Origin of the sequence: Congregibacter litoralis KT71, assembly GCF_000153125.2 — a bacterium.
Classification (GTDB): Bacteria; Pseudomonadota; Gammaproteobacteria; order Pseudomonadales; family Halieaceae; genus Congregibacter; species Congregibacter litoralis.
This window is the reverse complement of sequence record NZ_CM002299.1, coordinates 3,281,635-3,301,409: the sequence shown is the minus strand read 5'-3', so window position 1 is coordinate 3,301,409 and position 19,775 is coordinate 3,281,635. Positions and strand designations below refer to the sequence as shown.

Annotated in this window: 16 protein-coding genes; 12 read left to right on the top strand and 4 right to left on the bottom strand. The window is 59.5% G+C overall.

What is annotated here, in order from left to right; translation table 11 throughout:
• Positions 1–4 precede the first annotated feature (4 nt).
• From murD to mutT, 12 genes are all read left to right on the top strand, one after another.
• Positions 5–1,354 carry a UDP-N-acetylmuramoyl-L-alanine--D-glutamate ligase gene (gene murD / locus KT71_RS15025; RefSeq protein WP_040363324.1) on the top strand — a complete coding sequence of 450 codons (1,350 nt, stop codon included), beginning with the start codon at positions 5–7 and terminating at the stop codon, positions 1,352–1,354.
• Positions 1,351–2,520 (top strand): putative lipid II flippase FtsW, encoded by a 1,170-nt coding sequence (ftsW, locus tag KT71_RS15020; protein WP_008294514.1) that lies wholly within the window; start codon positions 1,351–1,353, stop codon positions 2,518–2,520. Before murD ends, ftsW begins: the two co-directional genes overlap by 4 nt.
• Positions 2,517–3,590, top strand: a complete 1,074-nt coding sequence (gene murG, locus KT71_RS15015; protein WP_008294515.1) for an undecaprenyldiphospho-muramoylpentapeptide beta-N-acetylglucosaminyltransferase — start codon at positions 2,517–2,519, stop codon at positions 3,588–3,590. The genes ftsW and murG overlap by 4 nt, the downstream gene beginning before the upstream one ends.
• Positions 3,587–5,011, top strand: a complete 1,425-nt coding sequence (gene murC, locus KT71_RS15010) for a UDP-N-acetylmuramate--L-alanine ligase (RefSeq protein WP_023660148.1) — start codon at positions 3,587–3,589, stop codon at positions 5,009–5,011. Before murG ends, murC begins: the two co-directional genes overlap by 4 nt.
• Complete coding sequence (locus tag KT71_RS15005) at positions 5,008–5,955, top strand: D-alanine--D-alanine ligase (RefSeq protein ID WP_008294517.1); 948 nt, start codon at positions 5,008–5,010, stop codon at positions 5,953–5,955. The genes murC and KT71_RS15005 overlap by 4 nt, the downstream gene beginning before the upstream one ends.
• Positions 5,955–6,767: a cell division protein FtsQ/DivIB gene (locus KT71_RS15000; RefSeq protein ID WP_008294518.1), complete on the top strand. Its 813-nt coding sequence runs from the start codon at positions 5,955–5,957 to the stop codon at positions 6,765–6,767. The genes KT71_RS15005 and KT71_RS15000 overlap by 1 nt, the downstream gene beginning before the upstream one ends.
• Entirely contained in the window at positions 6,767–7,999 is a 1,233-nt protein-coding gene (gene ftsA, locus KT71_RS14995) for a cell division protein FtsA (RefSeq protein ID WP_008294519.1), read from the top strand. The genes KT71_RS15000 and ftsA overlap by 1 nt, the downstream gene beginning before the upstream one ends.
• Positions 8,000–8,063: 64 nt before the next feature.
• Positions 8,064–9,245 (top strand): cell division protein FtsZ, encoded by a 1,182-nt coding sequence (ftsZ, locus tag KT71_RS14990; protein WP_023660147.1) that lies wholly within the window; start codon positions 8,064–8,066, stop codon positions 9,243–9,245.
• Between the two features lie 109 nt (positions 9,246–9,354).
• Positions 9,355–10,275 carry a UDP-3-O-acyl-N-acetylglucosamine deacetylase gene (gene lpxC / locus KT71_RS14985; protein ID WP_008294521.1) on the top strand — a complete coding sequence of 307 codons (921 nt, stop codon included), beginning with the start codon at positions 9,355–9,357 and terminating at the stop codon, positions 10,273–10,275.
• A gap of 293 nt (positions 10,276–10,568) precedes the next feature.
• Positions 10,569–13,295: a preprotein translocase subunit SecA gene (secA, locus tag KT71_RS14980; protein ID WP_008294522.1), complete on the top strand. Its 2,727-nt coding sequence runs from the start codon at positions 10,569–10,571 to the stop codon at positions 13,293–13,295.
• A gap of 51 nt (positions 13,296–13,346) precedes the next feature.
• Entirely contained in the window at positions 13,347–14,546 is a 1,200-nt protein-coding gene (argJ, locus tag KT71_RS14975; RefSeq protein WP_008294523.1) for a bifunctional glutamate N-acetyltransferase/amino-acid acetyltransferase ArgJ, read from the top strand.
• Positions 14,547–14,552: 6 nt separating this feature from the next.
• Positions 14,553–14,999 carry an 8-oxo-dGTP diphosphatase MutT gene (gene mutT / locus KT71_RS14970; RefSeq protein ID WP_008294524.1) on the top strand — a complete coding sequence of 149 codons (447 nt, stop codon included), beginning with the start codon at positions 14,553–14,555 and terminating at the stop codon, positions 14,997–14,999.
• 90 nt (positions 15,000–15,089) lie between these two features.
• On the opposite strand, the gene coaE is transcribed toward mutT, so the two are convergent.
• From coaE to pilB, 4 genes are read right to left on the bottom strand one after another with little or no spacing between them, the layout of a single operon-like run.
• Positions 15,090–15,698 carry a dephospho-CoA kinase gene (coaE, locus tag KT71_RS14965; RefSeq protein WP_008294525.1) on the bottom strand — a complete coding sequence of 203 codons (609 nt, stop codon included), beginning with the start codon at positions 15,696–15,698 and terminating at the stop codon, positions 15,090–15,092.
• Entirely contained in the window at positions 15,695–16,579 is an 885-nt protein-coding gene (locus tag KT71_RS14960) for a prepilin peptidase (protein ID WP_008294526.1), read from the bottom strand. Before KT71_RS14960 ends, coaE begins: the two co-directional genes overlap by 4 nt.
• 40 nt (positions 16,580–16,619) lie before the next feature.
• Positions 16,620–17,837 (bottom strand): type II secretion system F family protein, encoded by a 1,218-nt coding sequence (locus tag KT71_RS14955; RefSeq protein WP_008294527.1) that lies wholly within the window; start codon positions 17,835–17,837, stop codon positions 16,620–16,622.
• 56 nt (positions 17,838–17,893) lie between these two features.
• Positions 17,894–19,615: a type IV-A pilus assembly ATPase PilB gene (gene pilB, locus KT71_RS14950; RefSeq protein ID WP_008294528.1), complete on the bottom strand. Its 1,722-nt coding sequence runs from the start codon at positions 19,613–19,615 to the stop codon at positions 17,894–17,896.
• Between the last annotated feature and the right edge of the window lie 160 nt (positions 19,616–19,775).

Sequence of the window (19,775 nt, the reverse complement as noted above, 5' to 3'; positions counted from 1 at the left end):
AGACATGTCGTCTCTTATCAGCAGCACGCGTCGCAAAGTGGTTGTGGGGCTCGGTGTCACCGGTCTGTCCGTGGCCCGCTATCTGGATCGCAGTGGTGAGGAATTCACCGTTGTTGATACCCGGGAGAAGCCCCCGGGTCTGGAAGAGCTTCGCGCTGAAATGCCCGGCGTCCCCGTGATGTTGGGGAGCGACGCGCAGGATGTTTTGAACACAGCGGCGGAACTTATTGTCAGCCCGGGAATCTCGCCCGATGAGCCCTGGCTGCAAGAGGCAGTGAGCGCGGGTGCCAGACTCTGCGGTGATATTGATCTCTTCGTGGCGGCGGCTCAGGCGCCGGTGATTGGAATCACGGGCTCGAATGCCAAGTCCACGGTCACCGAGATGCTGGGAGCGATGGTCCGGGCGGCGGGTTATACCGCGGGCGTTGGCGGCAACCTGGGCGTGCCGGCGCTGGATCTTCTTGATGATCGCAATGAGCTGTATGTGCTGGAGCTCTCAAGCTTTCAGCTGGAGCGCGCGGGCGCCCTGAACCTTCAGGTAGCAACGGTGCTCAACCTGACGCCGGATCACCTGGATCGTCACGGCAGTATGCCGCGCTATCACCAGGCCAAGCATCGAATATTCAATGGCTGTAAGAAGGTGGTCTATAACCTTGATGATCCCCTGACCATTCCTCCCCTGGCGGCGGGCCGGCAGCAGCTGAGCTGGCGTCTGGGCGAACCCGATCTCCAGGGTTTTGGCCTGCGTGACATTGATGGCGAGCCAACCCTGGTACACGGTTTTGAGCCGCTGTTGAAAGCCTCGGAGCTTGCTTTGCCCGGCCGTCACAATCTTGCAAATGCTCTCGCTGCCCTGGCTCTGGGCTCGGCTATTGATCTGCCTCGGGAAGCGATGATGACGGTGCTTCGTGAATTTTCGGGTTTGGCGCATCGCTGCGAGCTGGTGCTCGAGAGCGGTGGTGTGCGTTGGATCAATGACTCCAAGGCGACCAATGTTGGCGCTGCCCTCGCGGCGATCGAAGGTCTGGGTGAGTCCCATCGCCTCATACTCATCGCGGGAGGGCGCGACAAGGGCGCGGATTTTCGGGTGCTGAAGCCCGCGGTCGCTGCCCACTGCGACAAGGTTCTGCTCATCGGGGAGGCTGCGCCGGTGATTGCCGAGGCGCTGGGTGATGCCGGTGATCTTCTGTCCGTCGACACCCTCGAGGCGGCGGTGGCGTCGGCCCGCGCGGTCGCAAAGCCCGGCGACATCGTTTTGTTGTCTCCGGCCTGCGCAAGTTTCGATCAGTTCGAAAGCTATGGCGCCCGCGGTGAGCGCTTCAAGGAATTGGTCATGGCGGAGGGCTCCCTATGACTGCCGCCGCTGCGACGACTCCCCGTGCAACGGTCGCCGCTGATACGGGTCGGTTCCCGGATCTGATGCTTATGGCCATCGCCGTGGCGCTGCTGCTCATCGGTTTGATTGCGATCAGCTCTGCCTCCGTGGGCTATGCCGAGGCGAGCTACAACAACATGTGGCATCACAGTATTCGTCACCTCATTTATCTCGCGTTGGCGCTTATCAGCGGTTTCATCTGTTACCAGGTGCCCGTGGAGTTTTGGTATCGCAGCGGCTGGCTGCTCCTGTTGCTCTCAAGCCTGCTGCTGATTCTGGTGCTGATCCCCGGGGTAGGTCGCAACGTCAACGGCAGTCAGCGCTGGCTGGCTTTGGGCTCCATGACCCTGCAGCCATCGGAGTTGGCGAAGGCGGCGATGATTGTTTATCTCTCAGGCTATCTCCTGCGCCAGGGGAAAACCCTGCAGGAAAGTTGGCAGGGCATCCTGCGGCCACTCATGATTCTTGGGCTGGTCGCCGTATTGTTGTTGGCTGAGCCGGATTTCGGCGCCGTGGTGATCATGTTCGCCACGGCCTTTGGCATGCTGTTCCTGGCGGGTATGCGCCTGACGCACCTCAGCCTGATCATTCTGGCCACCGGTGCTCTGGGCGCCTTACTGATTCAGGCAGCGCCCTACCGCCTGCAACGTCTCATTGCCTATACGGATCCCTGGGCCGATCCTTTCGGCTCAGGCTTTCAGTTGATTCAGTCGCTCATTGCCTTTGGTCGCGGCGAGTGGTTCGGCGTGGGGCTGGGTAACAGTGTGCAAAAGTTGTTTTATCTACCCGAAGCCCATACCGATTTTGTGTTTTCCATCTGGGCGGAAGAGACGGGCTTCGTGGGCGCCTTTGTGCTCATCAGTCTGTTTCTGGCCCTGGTGCTTCGGATCTTTTACCTCGGTCGACAGGCGCAGAAAGACGGACAGCTGTTCTCCGCCTATCTCTGTTTTGGGGTGGCGCTCATGTTCTCAGGGCAAGCCTTTGTCAACATGGGTGTGAGCGCCGGTCTGTTGCCCACCAAAGGCCTGACCCTGCCCTTGATCAGCTATGGCGGCACCAGTCTCATCACCGCCTGTGTGTTGCTCAGCATGGTGCTGCGCGTTGCTCATGAGCGGAACCAGCCAAAAGGAGGGCGCAAACGATGAGCGCTCCTCTGGCGTTGATGCTTGCCGGTGGTACGGGGGGGCATGTCTATCCTGCCCTCGCCGTGGCTATGGACTTGCGTGAACGCGGTTTTCGTCTCGCCTGGATCGGCACCCGCCGAGGCCTTGAGGCGCGGGTGGTACCGGACGCTGACATACAGTTTTTGCCCCTGCCCATGCGAGGGCTGCGAGGCAAGGGTCTGCTCCAGCAGATCCTCGCCGTGGTGCTCCTGGGTGTGTCGTTACTGCAGTCCCTGTGGGTAATGCTGCGCTTCAGACCGGCCCTGGTTGTGGGGATGGGCGGTTATGCCTCGTTCCCCGCTGCCTGCGCCGCCTGGATGACGCGCCGACCTTTGCTCCTGCAGGAGCAAAACGCTGTGCCCGGAAGTGCAAATCGCGCCCTGGCGCGTCTGGCCTCGGCGATTGTGACGGGCTTTCCCGGGGTGCTGACGGAATATCCCGAGGCCGAATATCTGGGCAACCCCGTGCGCAAAGACCTGCTCCCCGTGGCGAAGGATTTTCCATGGATGCCCAATTCCGCTACGCCCCTGCGGGTGCTGGTGCTCGGGGGCAGCCTCGGAGCGCGGCCTCTTAATGATGCGATCCCCGCCGTGGCGGCGGCCCTGGGCGACAAATGCGAATGGCGTCATCAGTGTGGCCCGACGCACAGCGATGCAACGCAGAACAATTACGCGGCGGTCACCAACGCCAAGTGGAAGGTGGAGCCGTACCTTGAGGATATGCCGGAAGCCTACGCCTGGGCGCAGCTGGTGATATGCCGCGCCGGTGCCTTAACCGTTGCCGAGCTTGCGGTCACGGCGCGACCTTCCATCCTCGTTCCCTTGCCCTACGCCATCGATGATCACCAGAGCGCCAATGCCCGATTTCTCGTGGAAGCCGGGGCGGCGGTGCTCCTCCCACAAGCAGAGCTAGCGGCCGCTTTGGAGTCTACGCTGCAAAAACTCCTCGATGATCCCCAGGGTCTGGCGTCTATGTCCCGTGCGGCGGGCTCCTGTGCCCGACCTCATGCTACGGCGGCCATCGCCGATCGTGCGGAGGCCTTGACGCGATGACGACTGACGTTATCCCAGGGTCCTCAGAAATGCGTCGCGTACGCCGCATCCACATGGTGGGTGTGGGCGGCAGCGGTATGAGTGGTATTGCCGAGGTGCTGGTGAATCTGGGTTTCTCCGTGAGCGGCTCCGACCTTATGGAAGGTGCGGTCACGAAGCACCTCGCCAGCATAGGTGTCACCGTCACCATTGGCCACCGTGCAGCCGCCGTGAGCGATGCCGATGTTGTGGTGATTTCCAGCGCCGTGGGCGAGGACAATGACGAGCTGGTCGCCGCCAGGGAGCGGCGGATACCGGTGGTTCGCCGCGCGGAAATGCTCGCGGAACTCATGCGCCATCGCTACGGGATCGCCGTGGCAGGTACGCACGGCAAAACCACAACCACCAGTCTCATCGCCGCCGTGTTCGCCGCTGCGGGCCTGGACCCCACTTTTGTCATCGGGGGCCGCGTGAACAGCACGGGTACCCATGCGCAGTTGGGCGCAGGACGATTTCTCATCGCAGAGGCCGATGAGAGCGATGCGTCGTTCCTGCATCTCCAGCCTATGGTCACCGTGGTCACCAATATCGAAGCGGACCACATGGAAACCTATGGTGGAGATTTTGCGGAGCTTCGCCGCACCTTTGTGGAGTTTCTTCATAATCTGCCCTTCTACGGATTGGCGGTGCTTTGCGTGGACGACCCGGTGCTGGCCGGACTGGATGCGGATCTCGGCCGTCCGATTCTCGGCTATGGCTTCAGCGAACACGCCGATTACCGTATTAGCGATCTGGAGCCCGACGGGCTGTCGACGCGCTTTGTCGTCCGACGCCCTGATGCGCATCCACCTCTTGCCATCAGCCTGAATATGCCGGGGCCCCACAATGTGCTCAACGCCACGGCGGCGGTGGCTGTGGCGACGGACCAGGGGATTGATGACGCCGTGATTCAGAATGCCCTCGCCAACTTCGGCGGGGTGGGCCGGCGCTTCAGCGTATTCGATAAAGTCCGGATTGGCGCTCATGAGGTGACGCTCGTCGACGACTATGGTCACCACCCCACGGAGGTCGCGGCCACCCTGGCATCGGCCCGCCAGGCCTGGCCCGAGCGCCGCGTCGTGATGGTGTATCAACCCCATCGCTTTACGCGCACGCGGGACCTTTATGACGATTTTGTGAGCGTGCTGTCCGAAACGGACTTTCTCGTGCTCCTGGAGGTGTATCCCGCGGGGGAGGAGGTCATCACCGGTGCCGACAGTCGCTCCCTTGCGCGTTCTATTCGCCAACGCGGACAGCTGGACCCGCTGTATGCGGCGAGCGCCCTGGAAGTCCCGGCGCTGCTGGTCGACGTGCTGGAGCCCGGCGATATCGTGGTCACCCAGGGTGCCGGCGACATCGCCAGACTGGCGAACAAGCTGCGCGACGGGCAGGTGTTGCCATGAGCGTCCACAGCCAGGTTTGTGATCTTCGCATCGCTGTACTTTTCGGCGGCACCTCCGGTGAGCGTAAGGTCTCCCTCGCCAGTGCCGATACCGTGCTGACGACCCTGCGCGATGGTGGCTACGAGCCCCTTGCCCTTGATACGGGTGAGCCCCGCTGGTGGGAGCGTCTCGAGGACGCGGATATAGCGTTCAACATCCAGCACGGCGTGGGTGGTGAAGACGGTGTCACCCAGGGGCTTCTGGCAAGCATGGGCGTGGTGGGAACGGGTAGCGATGTGCTCGGATCAGCCCTGGCCATGGATAAGCTGCGCAGTAAGCAGCTGTGGCGATCTCTGGGACTCCCCACGGCGAACTTTGCCATGGTAGATGCTCACACCGATGCCGCCGCACTCCTCTCGGAATGGGGCGCAGCATTCATCAAGCCGAGCGCTGAGGGCTCGAGCCTGGGCATGTCACGTGTTGATTCCGTGGATGGCTTTAAGGCTGCCTGCGAGGCCGCCGCGGTATACGGCGAAGGCATTCTCGCCGAGGAGTTTATTGACGGCCCGGAGTACACCGTTGCCATTCTGGGCGATCGCGCGTTGCCGCCTATCCGCATTGAGGCTAGCCGGGAGTTTTACGATTACGAGGCCAAGTACAAGGGCAATAGTACGCGCTATCACATTCCCTGTGGTCTCAGCGACGGCGAAGAAGAGACGCTCTGCCGTCTTGCTTTGGAGGCCTTTGCGGCCCTGGGCTGCTCCATCTGGGGACGTGTGGATCTCATGCGTAACCGCCGCGGCGAGTTCCAGCTTCTTGAGGTGAATACGGTCCCGGGCATGACGGACCACAGTCTGGTCCCCATGGCAGCCAAAGCGGCAGGTATGTCCCTCCTGGAGCTCCTTGAGGAGATCTTGCTGCTGTCCTGGCAGGCCGGCGCCGCGATCAAGGGGAGGGCAGCCTGATGGCAGCATCACGCAGAAACGCCCGTCGTCGACAGAAGCCCACGATGTCTTCGCGCTGCAAAGCGTTTCTTGCACGCTTGCAAAGCGGCATTGGTGCACTGGTTTCTCTCAGCGCCCTCGTGGTCCTTGGAGTGATTCTCTATCTGGGCATGGAGGCCCTTCGCACGGTCCCCGTCGAGCGCATCGTCGTCACGGGGAAGATCGAAAATTTGCGCCAGGAAGCGCTACGGAATGTCCTCTCCGGTCACCTGGATGATGGGCTTCTGTTTCTCAGCCTCAGGGATCTTCAGGAAACCCTAGAGGAGCTGCCCTGGGTTTACACCGCGCAGCTTCGCCGACGTTTTCCCGATACCCTGGAGGTGAGCGTGGTGGAGCAGCTCCCTATCGCGCGCTGGGGTGATGAGGCTTTTTTGAACCACGAGGCGCGCATTATCGAAGTGACGGACGGTGAGCGCTGGCAGGACCTTCCGGCGATCCGGGGCCCCGAAGGCAGTGAAGGGCGACTCATGAATCACTATCAGCGTCTCCTGGAGCGCCTGCGACCGCTGGAGCTCACGCCGACGGCGCTGAGCGAGGACGATTACGGGCAGCTTTATGTGCGCCTGGATAACGGGCTTGAGCTTCAGCTCGGTGACCATGACTTTTCCCTGCGACTCCAGCGCTTTATGCAGTTGTGGAGGAGCAACCTCAAGGATGCTGACCGCCTGGTGCGGCGCGTCGACATGCGCTACGCCGGCGGTGCCGCTGTGGCCTTTGACCAGACCCCGCAGTTGGCGGGGCTGTCCGAAAACACCCAGGCAGGTAGACAGTAATGGCAGCGGCAAAAGACAGACGAATGATTGTCGGACTGGATATTGGAACGTCCAAGGTAGTGGCGATCGTGGGAGAGGTTCTGGCCGATGGCAGCATCGAAGTCATCGGCATCGGCTCCCATCCGTCGAAAGGCATGAAGAAGGGTGTCGTCGTCAACATCGAATCGACGGTGCAGTCCATTCAGCGGGCCGTCGATGAAGCGGAGCTTATGGCAGGCTGCCAGATTCATTCCGTGTACGTCGGCATCGCGGGATCCCATATCCGCAGCCTCAACTCCCACGGCATCGTGGCCATCAAGGAGCAGGAAGTGGTGGGTCAGGACCTCGAGCGGGTGATTGATGCCGCGCGCGCCGTGGCGATTCCTGCGGACCAGAAGGTTCTCCATGTGCTCCCTCAGGAATACGTGATCGACAGCCAGGAGGGCATTAAAGAGCCCCAGGGTATGTCCGGTGTGCGCCTGGAAGCCAAAGTTCATCTGGTCACCTGCGCCGTGAATGCTGCACAGAACATCGAAAAGTGCATCCGCAAATGTGGCCTGGAGGTCGAGGACATTATTCTCGAGCAACTCGCGTCGTCTTACTCCGTGCTCACAGACGACGAGCGGGAGTTGGGGGTATGCCTGGTGGATATCGGCGGTGGTACCACGGATATCGCGATTTTTACCGAAGGCTCCATCCGGCACACCGGCGTGATTCCCATCGCCGGCGACCAGGTCACCAATGACATCGCCATGGCCCTGCGCACGCCATCGCAGTACGCCGAAGAGATAAAAATCCGCTACGCCTGTGCATTGACGCAGCTCGCGGGCGCGGATCAGACGATCAAGGTGCCCAGCGTGGGCGATCGACCGCCCCGGGATCTGTCACGGCAGTCTCTCGCCGAGGTGGTGGAGCCCCGCTATGACGAACTCTTCACGCTCATTCAGGCCGAGCTCCGTCGCTCCGGCTTCGAGGATCTCATTCCCTCGGGCATCGTGTTGACCGGTGGCACCTCCAAGATGGAGGGGGCTTCGGAGCTTGCCGAGGAGATTTTTCACATGCCCGTACGCGTGGGATATCCGCAGAGTATCGATGGCCTGGCCGATATTGTTCGCAATCCGATTTATTCCACCGCCGTGGGCTTACTCCTGTATGGCAGCCGCCATGCGGGAGAGGTCCACGGTGGTGCGCCCCGCGCCTCGGGGGAGGCGTGGTGGACGCGTCTGTCCCGATGGTTTCGCGACAGTTTTTAACACATAAGTTTTTTTGGGGAAGAAAGGTCACCGTCAGGTGACGTTAACAAAGGGGAAGGAAGCTATGTTTGAACTCGTAGACAACGTACCGCAGAGCGCTGTCATCAAAGTGATCGGTGTCGGCGGCGGTGGTGGTAACGCCGTCAAGCACATGATCAACAATAAGGTGGAAGGCGTTGATTTTATCTGCGCCAACACTGATGCCCAGGCTTTGTCAGATGTGGAATCACCCACGGTGCTGCAGCTGGGCGGTGAGATCACCAAGGGCCTGGGCGCGGGCGCAAATCCGGAGATTGGCCGCGCCGCGGCGGTGGAAGACCGGGAGCGTATTGCCGAGTCCCTGAGGGGCGCTGATATGGTGTTCATCACCGCAGGCATGGGAGGTGGTACCGGCACCGGCGGTGCGCCCGTGGTCGCAGAGATCGCCCGGGAAATGGGAATTCTCACGGTTGCCGTGGTTACCCGACCGTTCACTTTTGAGGGTCGTAAAAGACTTTCTCTCGCAGAGGCAGGTCTTGGGGAACTTCAGCAGCATGTTGACTCTCTAATCACCATACCCAATGAAAAACTGCTGGAGGTTTTGGGAAAAAATACCAGTCTCTTGGATGCCTTCAAAGAAGCCAATGATGTATTGTTGGGCGCGGTTCAGGGTATTGCTGACCTCATTATTCGTCCCGGCATGATCAATGTCGATTTCGCGGACGTGAGGACGGTAATGTCCGAAATGGGTATGGCCATGATGGGCACAGGAAGCTCTCGCGGCGAGAACCGGGCGCGTGAGGCAGCCGAACGCGCTATCAACAGCCCGCTTCTGGACGACATCGATCTGGAAGGTGCCCGCGGGATTCTGGTCAATATTACTGCCGGGCTGGATTTGTCGCTCGGTGAGTTCTCCGAAGTGGGCGATACCATTGAGGAGTTCGCCTCGGAAGAGGCCACCGTTGTTGTCGGGACAGTTATCGATCCCGAACTTAACGACGAATTGAGAGTTACGGTAGTCGCCACGGGGCTCGGCAACGCTGCTTCCCGGGCAAAACTGCAGGTGGTGGAAACACCGCGGGCTGTGTGTGCCGAAGAGCCACAGAGTGAAGCGGATCCCCTGGCTGCGCCCGACTATCGGGATTACGAGAAGCCGCCGGCTCGACGTGCCGCAGCACGGGGAGGTTCGGCAGCCGCCGCAACCGCGGAAAAACTGGGAGATGATTATTTCGATATCCCTGCGTTTCTGCGAAGACAGGCCGACTGATCGCTACGACCGTCATCCTGTCGACCGTGTGACAGGCGCTCCGGCGCCTGGCAGCACCCATCCTGTTCTTCGCAGCTTTTGCGTGGGCGGGCATTGACAAGGAGGTTGTATGATTCGACAGCGGACGTTGCGCAATGCCATTAAGGCAACTGGCGTTGGTTTGCATACCGGTGAAAAGGTATATCTGACGCTGGCGCCTGCGCCCGTGGACAGCGGTATCGTATTTCGCCGTGTTGATCTTGACCCCGTTGTTGAGATTCATGCCAAGGCGTCCAATGTGGGTGATACAACCCTGTCGACGACCTTGATGCATGACGGCCACCGGGTATCCACGGTAGAGCACTTGCTGTCGGCCATGGCCGGTCTGGGCATTGATAATGCTTTTGTTGATGTCAGTGCCAGCGAAGTGCCGATTATGGATGGCAGTGCGGGCCCCTTTGTTTTCCTCATTCAATCTGCGGGAATTGAGGAGCAGCCGGCGGCAAAGAAGTTCATTCGCATCAAGCGTCCCGTGACGGTAAAGGACGGAGACAAGGTAGCCAGCTTTCTTCCCTTTGATGGCTTCAAGGTCTCCTTCACTATCGATTTTGATCATCCGGTCTTTCGTGATCGCAAGGCACATGCGGAGATCGATTTTTCCTCGACCTCCTTTGTGCGTGAAATCAGCCGGGCAAGAACCTTTGGGTTTATGCACGAAATTGAGTATTTGCGCTCCAAGGGACTGGCGCGGGGCGGGAGCGTCGACAACGCCATCGTTGTCGACGAGTACCGGATCCTTAACCAGGACGGCCTTCGCTACGAGGATGAATTCGTCAAGCACAAGGTTCTTGATGCCATTGGTGACGTCTATCTTCTGGGCTACAGCCTCATCGGCGAGTTCCGGGCCCACAAATCGGGCCATGCGCTGAATAACGCGTCCCTGCGCGCGCTGATCGAGCAGACAGACGCTTGGGAGATGGTCACCTTTGATGATCCTGACACCGCACCTATTTCCTACGTAACGGCACCCGCTGCACCGGCTGCTATCTAGCTCGTCCGAAGCGGCGGCGGATGGAAAAAACACCGTGTCTGTGAGACACTTTCACGCCGGTTTTTGCTTCGCTTTTCCCCGTCATGCATTTCCCGGCAAGGCTTGATTTATGGGCGATAAGCCCCATGGATAGCCAACGTACTTTTATTTTCCCGGACGCGTAAGGAAGCGTGGCTTCATGCGCAGCCAGGGCGTTGTCGGGTCCCGGCGTTACTGCCGCACCGACAGACCCGCCGGGAGCCACACACTGATGGACCGCGCAGGCTCAAAGTCTGCCGCGGCGCAATGGTCGAATGATTAATTCAGCTCTGAAAAAAGTTTTTGGCACGCGCAATGATCGCGAGCTCAAGCGCATGCGCAAAGTGGTGCGCCAGATCAACGCTCTGGAAGAGAGCATGGAAGCGCTGGAAGACGAAGCGCTGGCTGCGAAAACCTCCGAGTTTCGCGAGCGTCTGGGTGCCGGGGAGACCCTGGACAAAATTTTGCCCGAGGCCTTTGCCGTAGCCCGGGAAGCGGGTAAGCGTGTGATGGGCATGCGCCATTTTGACGTGCAGCTGGTGGGCGGTATGACGCTCCATGAGGGCCGCATCGCAGAGCAGCGCACCGGTGAAGGTAAAACTCTGGTAGCGACCCTGGCGGCGTACCTCAATGCGCTGGGCGGCAGCGCCGTACATCTCATTACGGTCAACGACTATCTCGCGGGGCGGGACGCCCAGTGGATGTCGCCGCTCTACAACTTTCTGGGGCTCAGCGTTGGCGTGGTCCGCTCCGGTCAGACCCAGGAAGAAAAGCGCGCGGCCTATCAGTCCGATGTGATTTACGGCACCAATAACGAATTCGGCTTTGACTACCTCCGCGACAACATGGCTTTTTCCCTCGAAGACAAGATGCAGGGAGATCTCAGTTTTGCCATTGTCGATGAGGTGGATTCGATTCTCATCGACGAAGCCCGCACCCCGCTGATTATTTCCGGGGCGGCCCAGGACAGCTCGGAGCTTTACAAGCGTATCAACAAGCTGGTCCCTCGACTGCAGCGAGAGGATGAGGGGCAGGACGGGCATTACACCGTCGACGAGAAGCAGCGCCAGGTAGAACTCACGGAAGCGGGCCATGAGTTCGTGGAAGAAATGCTGGTCAAAGAGGGGATGCTGGAAGAAGGCGATAGCCTCTACGCCTCGACGAATCTGTCTCTCCTGCATCATGTACATACGGGGCTTCGCGCGCACGTGATGTTTCACCGTGATGTGGAATACATCGTGCAGGGCGGACAGGTGGTGCTCATCGATGAGCATACGGGACGCACCATGCCCGGCCGCCGACTCTCCGAGGGCCTCCATCAGGCGATCGAAGCCAAGGAAGGGGTCGAGATCCAGAGCGAGAGCCAGACCCTTGCCTCGACAACTTTCCAGAATTACTTCCGCCTCTACGACAAGCTCGCTGGCATGACGGGAACGGCAGACACCGAGGCCTTTGAGTTTCGTCAGATCTATGGTCTGGAAGTGGTGGTCATCCCCACCAACAAGGACATGGTCCGCAAGGACATGAACGACCTGGTCTATCTCACCAGCGAGGAGAAGTTCGACGCCATCGTCGAAGACGTCAAGCACTGCATGGAAATCGGTGCGCCGGCATTGGTGGGTACGGCGTCCGTAGAAACCTCCGAGGAGCTGTCTGCCCGCTTCAAGAAAGCAGGCGTCACGCACAAAGTACTCAACGCAAAGTATCACGAGCAGGAGGCGGAGATTATCGCCCAGGCGGGGCGTCCCGGCGTGGTGACCATTGCCACGAATATGGCAGGACGGGGCACGGATATCGTGCTTGGCGGTAATCTGGAGGCCGAGCTCCGTCAGGCGGGGGATATCACCGAGGAGCAGCGCGCTGCCCTGCAGGCCGACTGGGAGCAGCGCCATGCGGCAGTGCTTGAAGCCGGTGGTCTGCATATTCTGGGAACCGAGCGTCATGAGTCCCGGCGCATTGATAACCAGCTTCGCGGCCGTGCGGGCCGACAGGGGGATCCGGGGGTGTCGCGGTTTTATCTCTCCCTGGAAGACAACCTCATGCGCATCTTTGCTTCGGACCGCGTGAAAAACTTCATGCAGGCCCTGGGCATGGAAAAGGGTGAGGCCATCGAACACCGGATGGTCACCAACGCCATCGAAAAAGCCCAACGAAAGGTCGAGGGGCGAAACTTCGATATTCGTAAGCAGTTACTTGAGTACGATGATGTGGCCAATGACCAGCGTCAGATCATCTATCAGCAGCGCAATGACCTCCTGACGGAATCGGATATTTCCGAGACCATCACGGCGATCCGTCGCGATGTGGTCTATCAGGCCATCGACAGCTTTATACCGCCCATGAGCGTTGAAGAACAGTGGGATGTCGCGGGGCTGGAGCGCCAGCTGGAAGCGGAATTTGCGATTACCCTGCCCGTACAGCAATGGCTCGATGATGACGACAAGCTTCACGAGGAGGCGATTCGAGAGCGCATTCTGGCGGAGATTCAGCAGGCCTACGATAGAAAAGCGGAAGACGTGGGGCCGGACATGCGCCGCATCGAAAAGCAGATCATGCTCCAGGTGCTGGACACGCTCTGGAAAGAGCATCTGGCGACCATGGATCATTTACGCCAGGGTATTCATCTTCGCGCCTACGCCCAGAAGAATCCCAAGCAGGAGTACAAGCGCGAGTCCTTTGAGCTCTTTCAGGAACTGCTTTCCAGTCTGAAGTACGAAGTGGTGAAGTTTCTCAGCCACGTGCAGATACAAAAGAAAAACGAAGCTGAACTCATTGAGCAGCAGCGTCGTCATGAAGCGGAGCAGGCTAAGTTAGCGTTCCAGCACGCCCAGGCGTCGGGTATGGCCCCGGAGCAGCAGGCAGCAGCACCGGGAGCGGCAGCCGAGCAAAAAGACGCAGCCCCGGCACAGCCGATGACTCGCAGCCAACCCAAGGTCGGTCGTAACGATCCCTGCCCCTGTGGAAGCGGGAAGAAGTACAAGCAGTGTCACGGTGCTCTCTGATAGCGCTCCGCTTGCGTTATGAGTGCCACCTCCTCTGAGAGTGAAGGACTAGTGGCCCTTCCTGTGCCGGGCGTCACCGTGAGCGCGGTGGAGGCGGGCATCCGCTACGCCGATCGCCTCGATCTGGTTGCGCTGAAATTTGATCAAGGCACCACTGCGGCTGCGGTGTTCACGCGCAATGCCTTCTGCGCGGCGCCGGTCATCGTCGCTCGGGAGCATCTCGCGGCCTGTGATTCCATGCCGCGCTTGCTGCTGATTAATACGGGGAATGCGAACGCGGGCACCGGTGCGCCGGGCATTGCCGCGGCGCGGCGCAGTTGCGAGGAGGCGGCGACACTTCTCGGTCTGAGCGCTCACGAGGTGCTGCCGTTCTCCACCGGCGTTATCGGCGAAGACCTGCCTCTGGCCCCCCTGGTCTCCGCGCTGCCAACCCTGTTCTCGGCACTCTCGCCCGAGCATTGGCTGCGCGCCGCTCACGGCATCATGACCACCGATACGCGGCCTAAAGCGGGATCCCGGCGGTTTGCTGCGAACGGCCGAGATTATGTGCTTACGGGCATAGCGAAGGGCGCCGGCATGCTGCGTCCGGATATGGCCACGATGCTGGCCTTCCTGACGACGGATGCGCCCATCGCGCCTTCCGTGTTAGATCATTTGCTCCGCCGCGCCGTGGAGATGTCTTTTCACAGAATCACCGTAGACGGCGATACGTCCACCAATGATGCCGTGCTCCTTGCTGCCACCGGCGCTGGTGATGGCGAGGTCTGTGAGGACCCGGAGTCTGAATTGGGGAGGGCGCTCGGCGAAGCACTGGAGGCCCTGTGTCTTGAGCTTGCCCAGGGCCTGGTGCGTGATGGCGAGGGCGCGAGTAAGTTCGTGGAAGTTGATGTGCGCGGTGGAGCCGATGAAAGGGAGTGCCTCGACGTTGCATTCACCATCGCCCACTCGCCCCTGGTAAAAACGGCGCTCTTTGCGGGAGACCCTAACTGGGGGCGTCTTCTGGCCGCCATCGGCAGAGCGGGGCTGAGGGACCTCGATGTCAACGGCGTGCGCATTCTGATTAATGATGCCCTCATCGCGGAGAAGGGATCCAGAGCCACAAGCTACGATGAGTCCGAGGTCGCCGCCTTTATGCAGCAGTCTGATTTACGCGTGATCGTCGAGTTGGGACGGGGGCAGGCGGATGCCAGGGTCTGGACTTCAGATTTTTCCTACGATTACGTAAAGATTAACGCTGAGTACCGCAGTTAATCGCTCATGGCGGAGCAATCAAAACCTACAACACCCGCCCCACCTTCAGCGGAGGAGTCGTCCGCGGTACACGTGGCGGTGGCCGTCATTCGCAACGCCAGGGGTGAGGTGTTGCTGACCCAGCGTCATCCGGACAGTCATCAGGGCGGTTTGTGGGAGTTTCCCGGGGGCAAAATCGAAGCGGATGAGGACCTCGCGGGAGGACTGGCTCGGGAGCTTCAGGAGGAGCTTGGGATCAAGGTGCTCCACCACGAGTCCATGCTGCGTATCGAACATGACTATGGTGACAAGCAGGTTCTGCTGGACGTTCACAGTGTGACGGCGTTTGCCGGACAGCCATCGCCCTGTGAGGGGCAGCCCATGCGTTGGGTGGATCCCTCTGATCTGGGCAACTATGCACTCCCCGAGGCGAATGGACCGATCGTGCGTGCCATTGTCGAGGGTCAGCCCTGAGTTCGAGGTGTTACGTGCTAAGCACTGGGTGCCAGGTGCCAGGTGCCAGGTGCTAAGAGCTGAGCTCTGCGGGCTCAGCATCCCCGGAATTCAGCGCGTGTTTGCCAACGCCATAAGTTTTTCGTGAAGAGACTCGACCTGGGGATCCAGGTCGTCCAGGTCGCCACTATTGTCGATCACAGTATCGGCGGCGGCCAGACGATCTTCCCGAGTCATCTGCGCGTCCATAATGGAGCGCACAAGCGCTTCACTATTGTTGTCCCGCGCGGTGGTGCGGGCGATCTGCACCGATTCAGGAACATCCACGACCACGACATGCTCAACAAACTCCCGCTGGGATCCCTCGAGTAAGAGGGGAGAGCTCAGGACCGCATAGGGCGAAGTGGCATGGGCAAGCTGGGCCGCGATGCTCTCCCCGATAAGCGGGTGCGTGAGCGCCTCAAGCCACTCCCGCTCCCCGGGTTTGGAAAAGACGATTTCTCGCAGGGCTGCCCGATTCAGGGTGCCGTCCTTTTGAAGAATGCCATCGCCATAGTGTTGCGCTATTTTTGCCAACGCCGGACTGCCTGCCTGAACGACTTCTCGGGCGACGATGTCTGCATCCACGATGTCCACGCCTCGAAGAAGCAGGCGCTCCGTGACCGCACTTTTTCCGCTGCCAATACCGCCTGTGATGCCAACCCGGAAAGGCTCCCTCACGGACCACCATCCAGAAACAGGGTGGACAGGGCGCTTCCCCAGAGGAGGCTGATCCATCCGGCGGTGGCGAGGTAGGGACCGAAAGGCAGGGGCTGAGAACGGTCCTTTCCCTGCGCGGCGATAATCAGTATGCCGAGGACGGCCCCCACAGCCGATGACAGCAAAATGATGATGGGTAGGCTTTGCCAGCCCAGCCACGCACCCAGGGCGGCGAGCAGCTTAAAGTCGCCATAGCCCATGCCTTCCTTGCCTGTGGCGAGTTTAAAGAGCCAATAAATCGACCATAACAGCAGATAGCCGCCCGCAGCCCCCAGGATCGCGTCCACGGGAGACACGGGGCCTAGAAATACGTTGAACAAAAGCCCTGCCCAGAGCAGCGGCAGTGTCAGATCATCGGGAAGCAACTGTGTATCAATATCAATGACGGCGAGGGCAATAAGCGTCCAGGTGAGCAGCAGATAGGCGATCAGGGACAGTTCAACGCCAATGTGAAAGGCCACGGTGAGGGAAGCCACCGCCGTTGCCAGTTCCACAGCGGGGTATCGCCAGCTGATGGCGGTGGCGCAGCTTGAGCAGCGACCACGCAAGGCCAGAAAACTGATCACGGGAATGTTCTCCCAGGGCTTTATAGCGTGCTGACAATGAGGGCAGTGCGAACCGGGAAATGAAAGGGAGAGTTTTTCGTCGGCGACCGCCCCACTGTCCTCGAGGTCCAGCAAGGCGTGACAATCGGACCGCCACTCCCTTTGCATCATTTCCGGAAGACGGAGAATCACCACGTTGAGGAAACTGCCCACGATCAATCCCAGGGCGCCAACGAACAGATAAAAGTACAGCGGATACTCGCGCAGGAACTCACTGAGCAGTGGGGATTCAGTCATTTTGCTGTGTAGTGGTGGCTTTGCTGCTGTGCGACTGTGATCAGATCACGGAACCCAGCATGAAGATGGGCAGGTACATGGCGATCATCAAACCACCTACAAGCACCCCCAGGACGGACATGATCATGGGTTCCATGAGCGAACTCAGACTGTCCACGGCGTTGTCCACCGCCTCTTCGTAATGCGTGGCAACTTTGTCCAGCATCTCGTCCAATTGGCCTGACTCTTCACCGATGGAAATCATCTGTAGCAGCATGTTCGGGAACAATCCCGTGCTTTTGACAGAGTTATACAAGGTAGAGCCCGTGGTGACGTCATCGCGGATCTGCAAAATAGCCGCGCTGTACACCGCGTTACCCGCAGCGCCGGCGGTGGACTCGAGGGCGTCTACCAGAGGTACCCCCGCGTTAAAGGTGGTCGCCAGGGTGCGAGAGAAACGTGCAACCACCGAATCGTGCACAATGTCGCCGAAGATGGGCAGCTTGAGCATGATCCGATCAATGGCGTCACTGAATTTTTGTGAGCGAAGACGCGCCTCTTTGAAGGCGTAGACGCTCGCAACGATGGCGATAACAATGATGAACCACCAGGCCTGCATAAAGTCCGAGAGACCCAGGACCATGAGAGTGAACGCGGGCAGGTCAGCACCAAAGCTCGAAAACGTCTCCGCAAACTGCGGCACTACCTTCACGAGCAGAATCCCCGACACCACGAGGGCAACCACGATGACGGCCGTGGGGTAGGTGAGGGCCTTCTTGATTTTGGCTTTGAGCTGCTCGGTTTTTTCTTTGTAGGTGGCTACGCGGTCCAGCATCGTCTCCAGCGTACCCGCAGACTCACCAGCTCCGACCAGAGAGCAGAAGAGCTCGTCAAAATGACGGGGATGCTTGGATAGGGACAGGGCGAGGCCACCGCCCGCGGATACGTCGTTTTTGATACCACCTACAAGCTCTTTCATGGATGGGTTTTCGAGGCCATCACCGACGATGTCAAAACTCTGCACCAGGGGAACACCGGCCTTCATCATGGTGGCCATCTGGCGCGTAAAGATCGCAATATCAGCCGGTTTTATGGGCTTTTTTCTGGCGCTGAAAAGGGGCTTTGGCTTGCGACGGACTGAGCGAGGATTGATGCCTTTTTGCCGGAGCTGGGCACGTGCCATCGCCTGTGACGGAGCGTTGATCTCACCCTTGGTCTGGCGTCCGTTCTTGTCGGTGCCGCTCCAAGTAAACAGTTCGCTGGTAGCCGTCGTCGCCATGATCTTTGACTTATCTCCCGTTGCTCGCAAACAGCCTGAACAGGTCAGGCTGCATATCAGTCAATCGTAACGCGGTTTACTTCCTCAAGACTAATCAGTCCTTCGGCACATTTTCGCAGAGCAGAGGTGCGAAGATCCGCAAAACCATGGGCCCGGGCCTGGCGGGAAATCTCCAGGGAGTTCCCGTCCTCCATGATGGTGTTTGCAATCTCAGGCGTTATTCGCACCACCTCGTAGATACCTACGCGCCCCTTGTAGCCGTCCTTGCAGGCATCGCATCCCACGGCTTTCATGATCGTCGCATTGGCCAGCATCTCATCGGTGAAACCCTCTTCTACCAGAGTGTCCCGGGGAATCTCTGCGGGTGCCGAACACTCCTTGCAGAGACGGCGGCCCAGGCGCTGAGCGATGATAAGGCTGACGGAGGTTGCCACGTTGAACGCGGGGACGCCCATGTTCAGGAGTCGACTGATCGTTTCGGCAGCACTGTTGGTGTGGAGAGTGGAGAGCACCAGGTGACCTGTTTGCGCTGCTTTGATAGCGATTTCAGCCGTCTCGAGGTCGCGGATCTCTCCCACCATGATGATGTCGGGATCCTGCCGCAAAAATGAGCGCAGGGCCTCGGCAAAGTTCAGACCCACTTTTGCATTAACGTGAACCTGGTTGATACCCGACAGATTAATCTCCACGGGATCCTCCGCGGTGGAGATATTGCGCTCGGGCTCATTGAGGATGTTGAGGCCCGTATACAGGGAAACGGTTTTACCGGAACCCGTGGGCCCGGTTACCAGAATCATTCCCTGAGGCTGCTTCAGGGCTTTCATGAACATGTCTTTCTGATCCGGATCGTAGCCCAGGGCGTCGATGCCCATCTGAGCGCTCGTGGGATCAAGGATCCGCAGTACGATTTTTTCGCCGAATAACGTCGGCAAGGTGTTGACGCGAAAATCGATGGAGCGGTTTTTCGACAGCTTCATCTGGATGCGACCATCCTGGGGCATGCGGCGTTCGGAAATATCCATCTGGGACATAACCTTCAAACGGGCCGAGAGACGCGGTGCCAGGTTACGCGGCGGTCGCACGACTTCTCTCAACACGCCGTCGGTGCGAAAGCGCACGCGGTAGTCTTTCTCATAAGGTTCGAAGTGGATATCCGAGGCACCCTGCTTGATGGCGTCCACGAGTACCTTGTTCACGAAGCGAACGATGGGGGTTTCGTCGACGCTGCTGCCCTCATCGCCGTCATCGGCAGTGGGATCGTCGATGGCACCGATATCGATATCATCGAATTCATCGGATTCGAGATCATCGAGACCCCCGCCGATGTCATCCTGCGCATCGCTCCATTCCGCGATCGCTTTTTGCAGGCTTCTTTCATCGACGAGGATGGCTTCGGTGTTGAGGCCCGTGTGAAATTTGATTTCATCCAGTGCCGCAAGATTCGTGGGATCAGAAACCGCGATAAACAGGCGTTTGCCACGGCTGTACAGGGGAAGGGCGTGGTGTTTGGTGACCAGCTCCGGCTCTACGACGCCTTGGGGCAGAAACTGTGAATCAAAGGCACTAATGTCAAAACGGGCCGCGCCAAATTCCTGGGATGCCAGTTCCGCGAGCTTGTGGCTGTCGATTTTTACCTCGTCAACGAGGTAGCGAACAAAAGGGATGCGCTCGTTGGCTGCCGCTGCCTGGGCCTTGGACGCCTGCTCGGCGTCAAGGAGGCCCTCGATCACGAGGCGTCCCGCCAGGCCCGAGGGTTTACCGCTGGCTCGTTCGTTCATGCGTAGCTGCCCTTGAATAACGCTCAGAGTATAGCCTCAGGGCAACGCAGGCTGAAGTACCCTGATAAAGATTGATTGAGGTGATTTGTGCTCGGTTCCCGCTTTCGGACGTACTGCGCTGGTGCTTAAGACTACGCGTCGGCTCATGAGCTGACAAAAA

Excerpts from the sequence above, each read along its gene's own strand:
- murD (WP_040363324.1), top strand. The coding sequence starts at position 5 with ATGTCGTCTCTTATCAGCAGCACGCGTCGCAAAGTGGTTGTGGGGCTC.
- mutT (WP_008294524.1), top strand. The coding sequence starts at position 14,553 with ATGGCGGAGCAATCAAAACCTACAACACCCGCCCCACCTTCAGCGGAG.
- ftsA (WP_008294519.1), top strand. The coding sequence starts at position 6,767 with ATGGCAGCGGCAAAAGACAGACGAATGATTGTCGGACTGGATATTGGA.
- murC (WP_023660148.1), top strand. The coding sequence starts at position 3,587 with ATGACGACTGACGTTATCCCAGGGTCCTCAGAAATGCGTCGCGTACGC.
- KT71_RS15005 (WP_008294517.1), top strand. The coding sequence starts at position 5,008 with ATGAGCGTCCACAGCCAGGTTTGTGATCTTCGCATCGCTGTACTTTTC.
- KT71_RS14955 (WP_008294527.1), bottom strand. The coding sequence starts at position 17,837 with ATGGCGACGACGGCTACCAGCGAACTGTTTACTTGGAGCGGCACCGAC.
- ftsZ (WP_023660147.1), top strand. The coding sequence starts at position 8,064 with ATGTTTGAACTCGTAGACAACGTACCGCAGAGCGCTGTCATCAAAGTG.
- secA (WP_008294522.1), top strand. The coding sequence starts at position 10,569 with ATGATTAATTCAGCTCTGAAAAAAGTTTTTGGCACGCGCAATGATCGC.
- murG (WP_008294515.1), top strand. The coding sequence starts at position 2,517 with ATGAGCGCTCCTCTGGCGTTGATGCTTGCCGGTGGTACGGGGGGGCAT.
- ftsW (WP_008294514.1), top strand. The coding sequence starts at position 1,351 with ATGACTGCCGCCGCTGCGACGACTCCCCGTGCAACGGTCGCCGCTGAT.
- lpxC (WP_008294521.1), top strand. The coding sequence starts at position 9,355 with ATGATTCGACAGCGGACGTTGCGCAATGCCATTAAGGCAACTGGCGTT.
- KT71_RS15000 (WP_008294518.1), top strand. The coding sequence starts at position 5,955 with ATGGCAGCATCACGCAGAAACGCCCGTCGTCGACAGAAGCCCACGATG.
- pilB (WP_008294528.1), bottom strand. The coding sequence starts at position 19,615 with ATGAACGAACGAGCCAGCGGTAAACCCTCGGGCCTGGCGGGACGCCTC.
- KT71_RS14960 (WP_008294526.1), bottom strand. The coding sequence starts at position 16,579 with ATGACTGAATCCCCACTGCTCAGTGAGTTCCTGCGCGAGTATCCGCTG.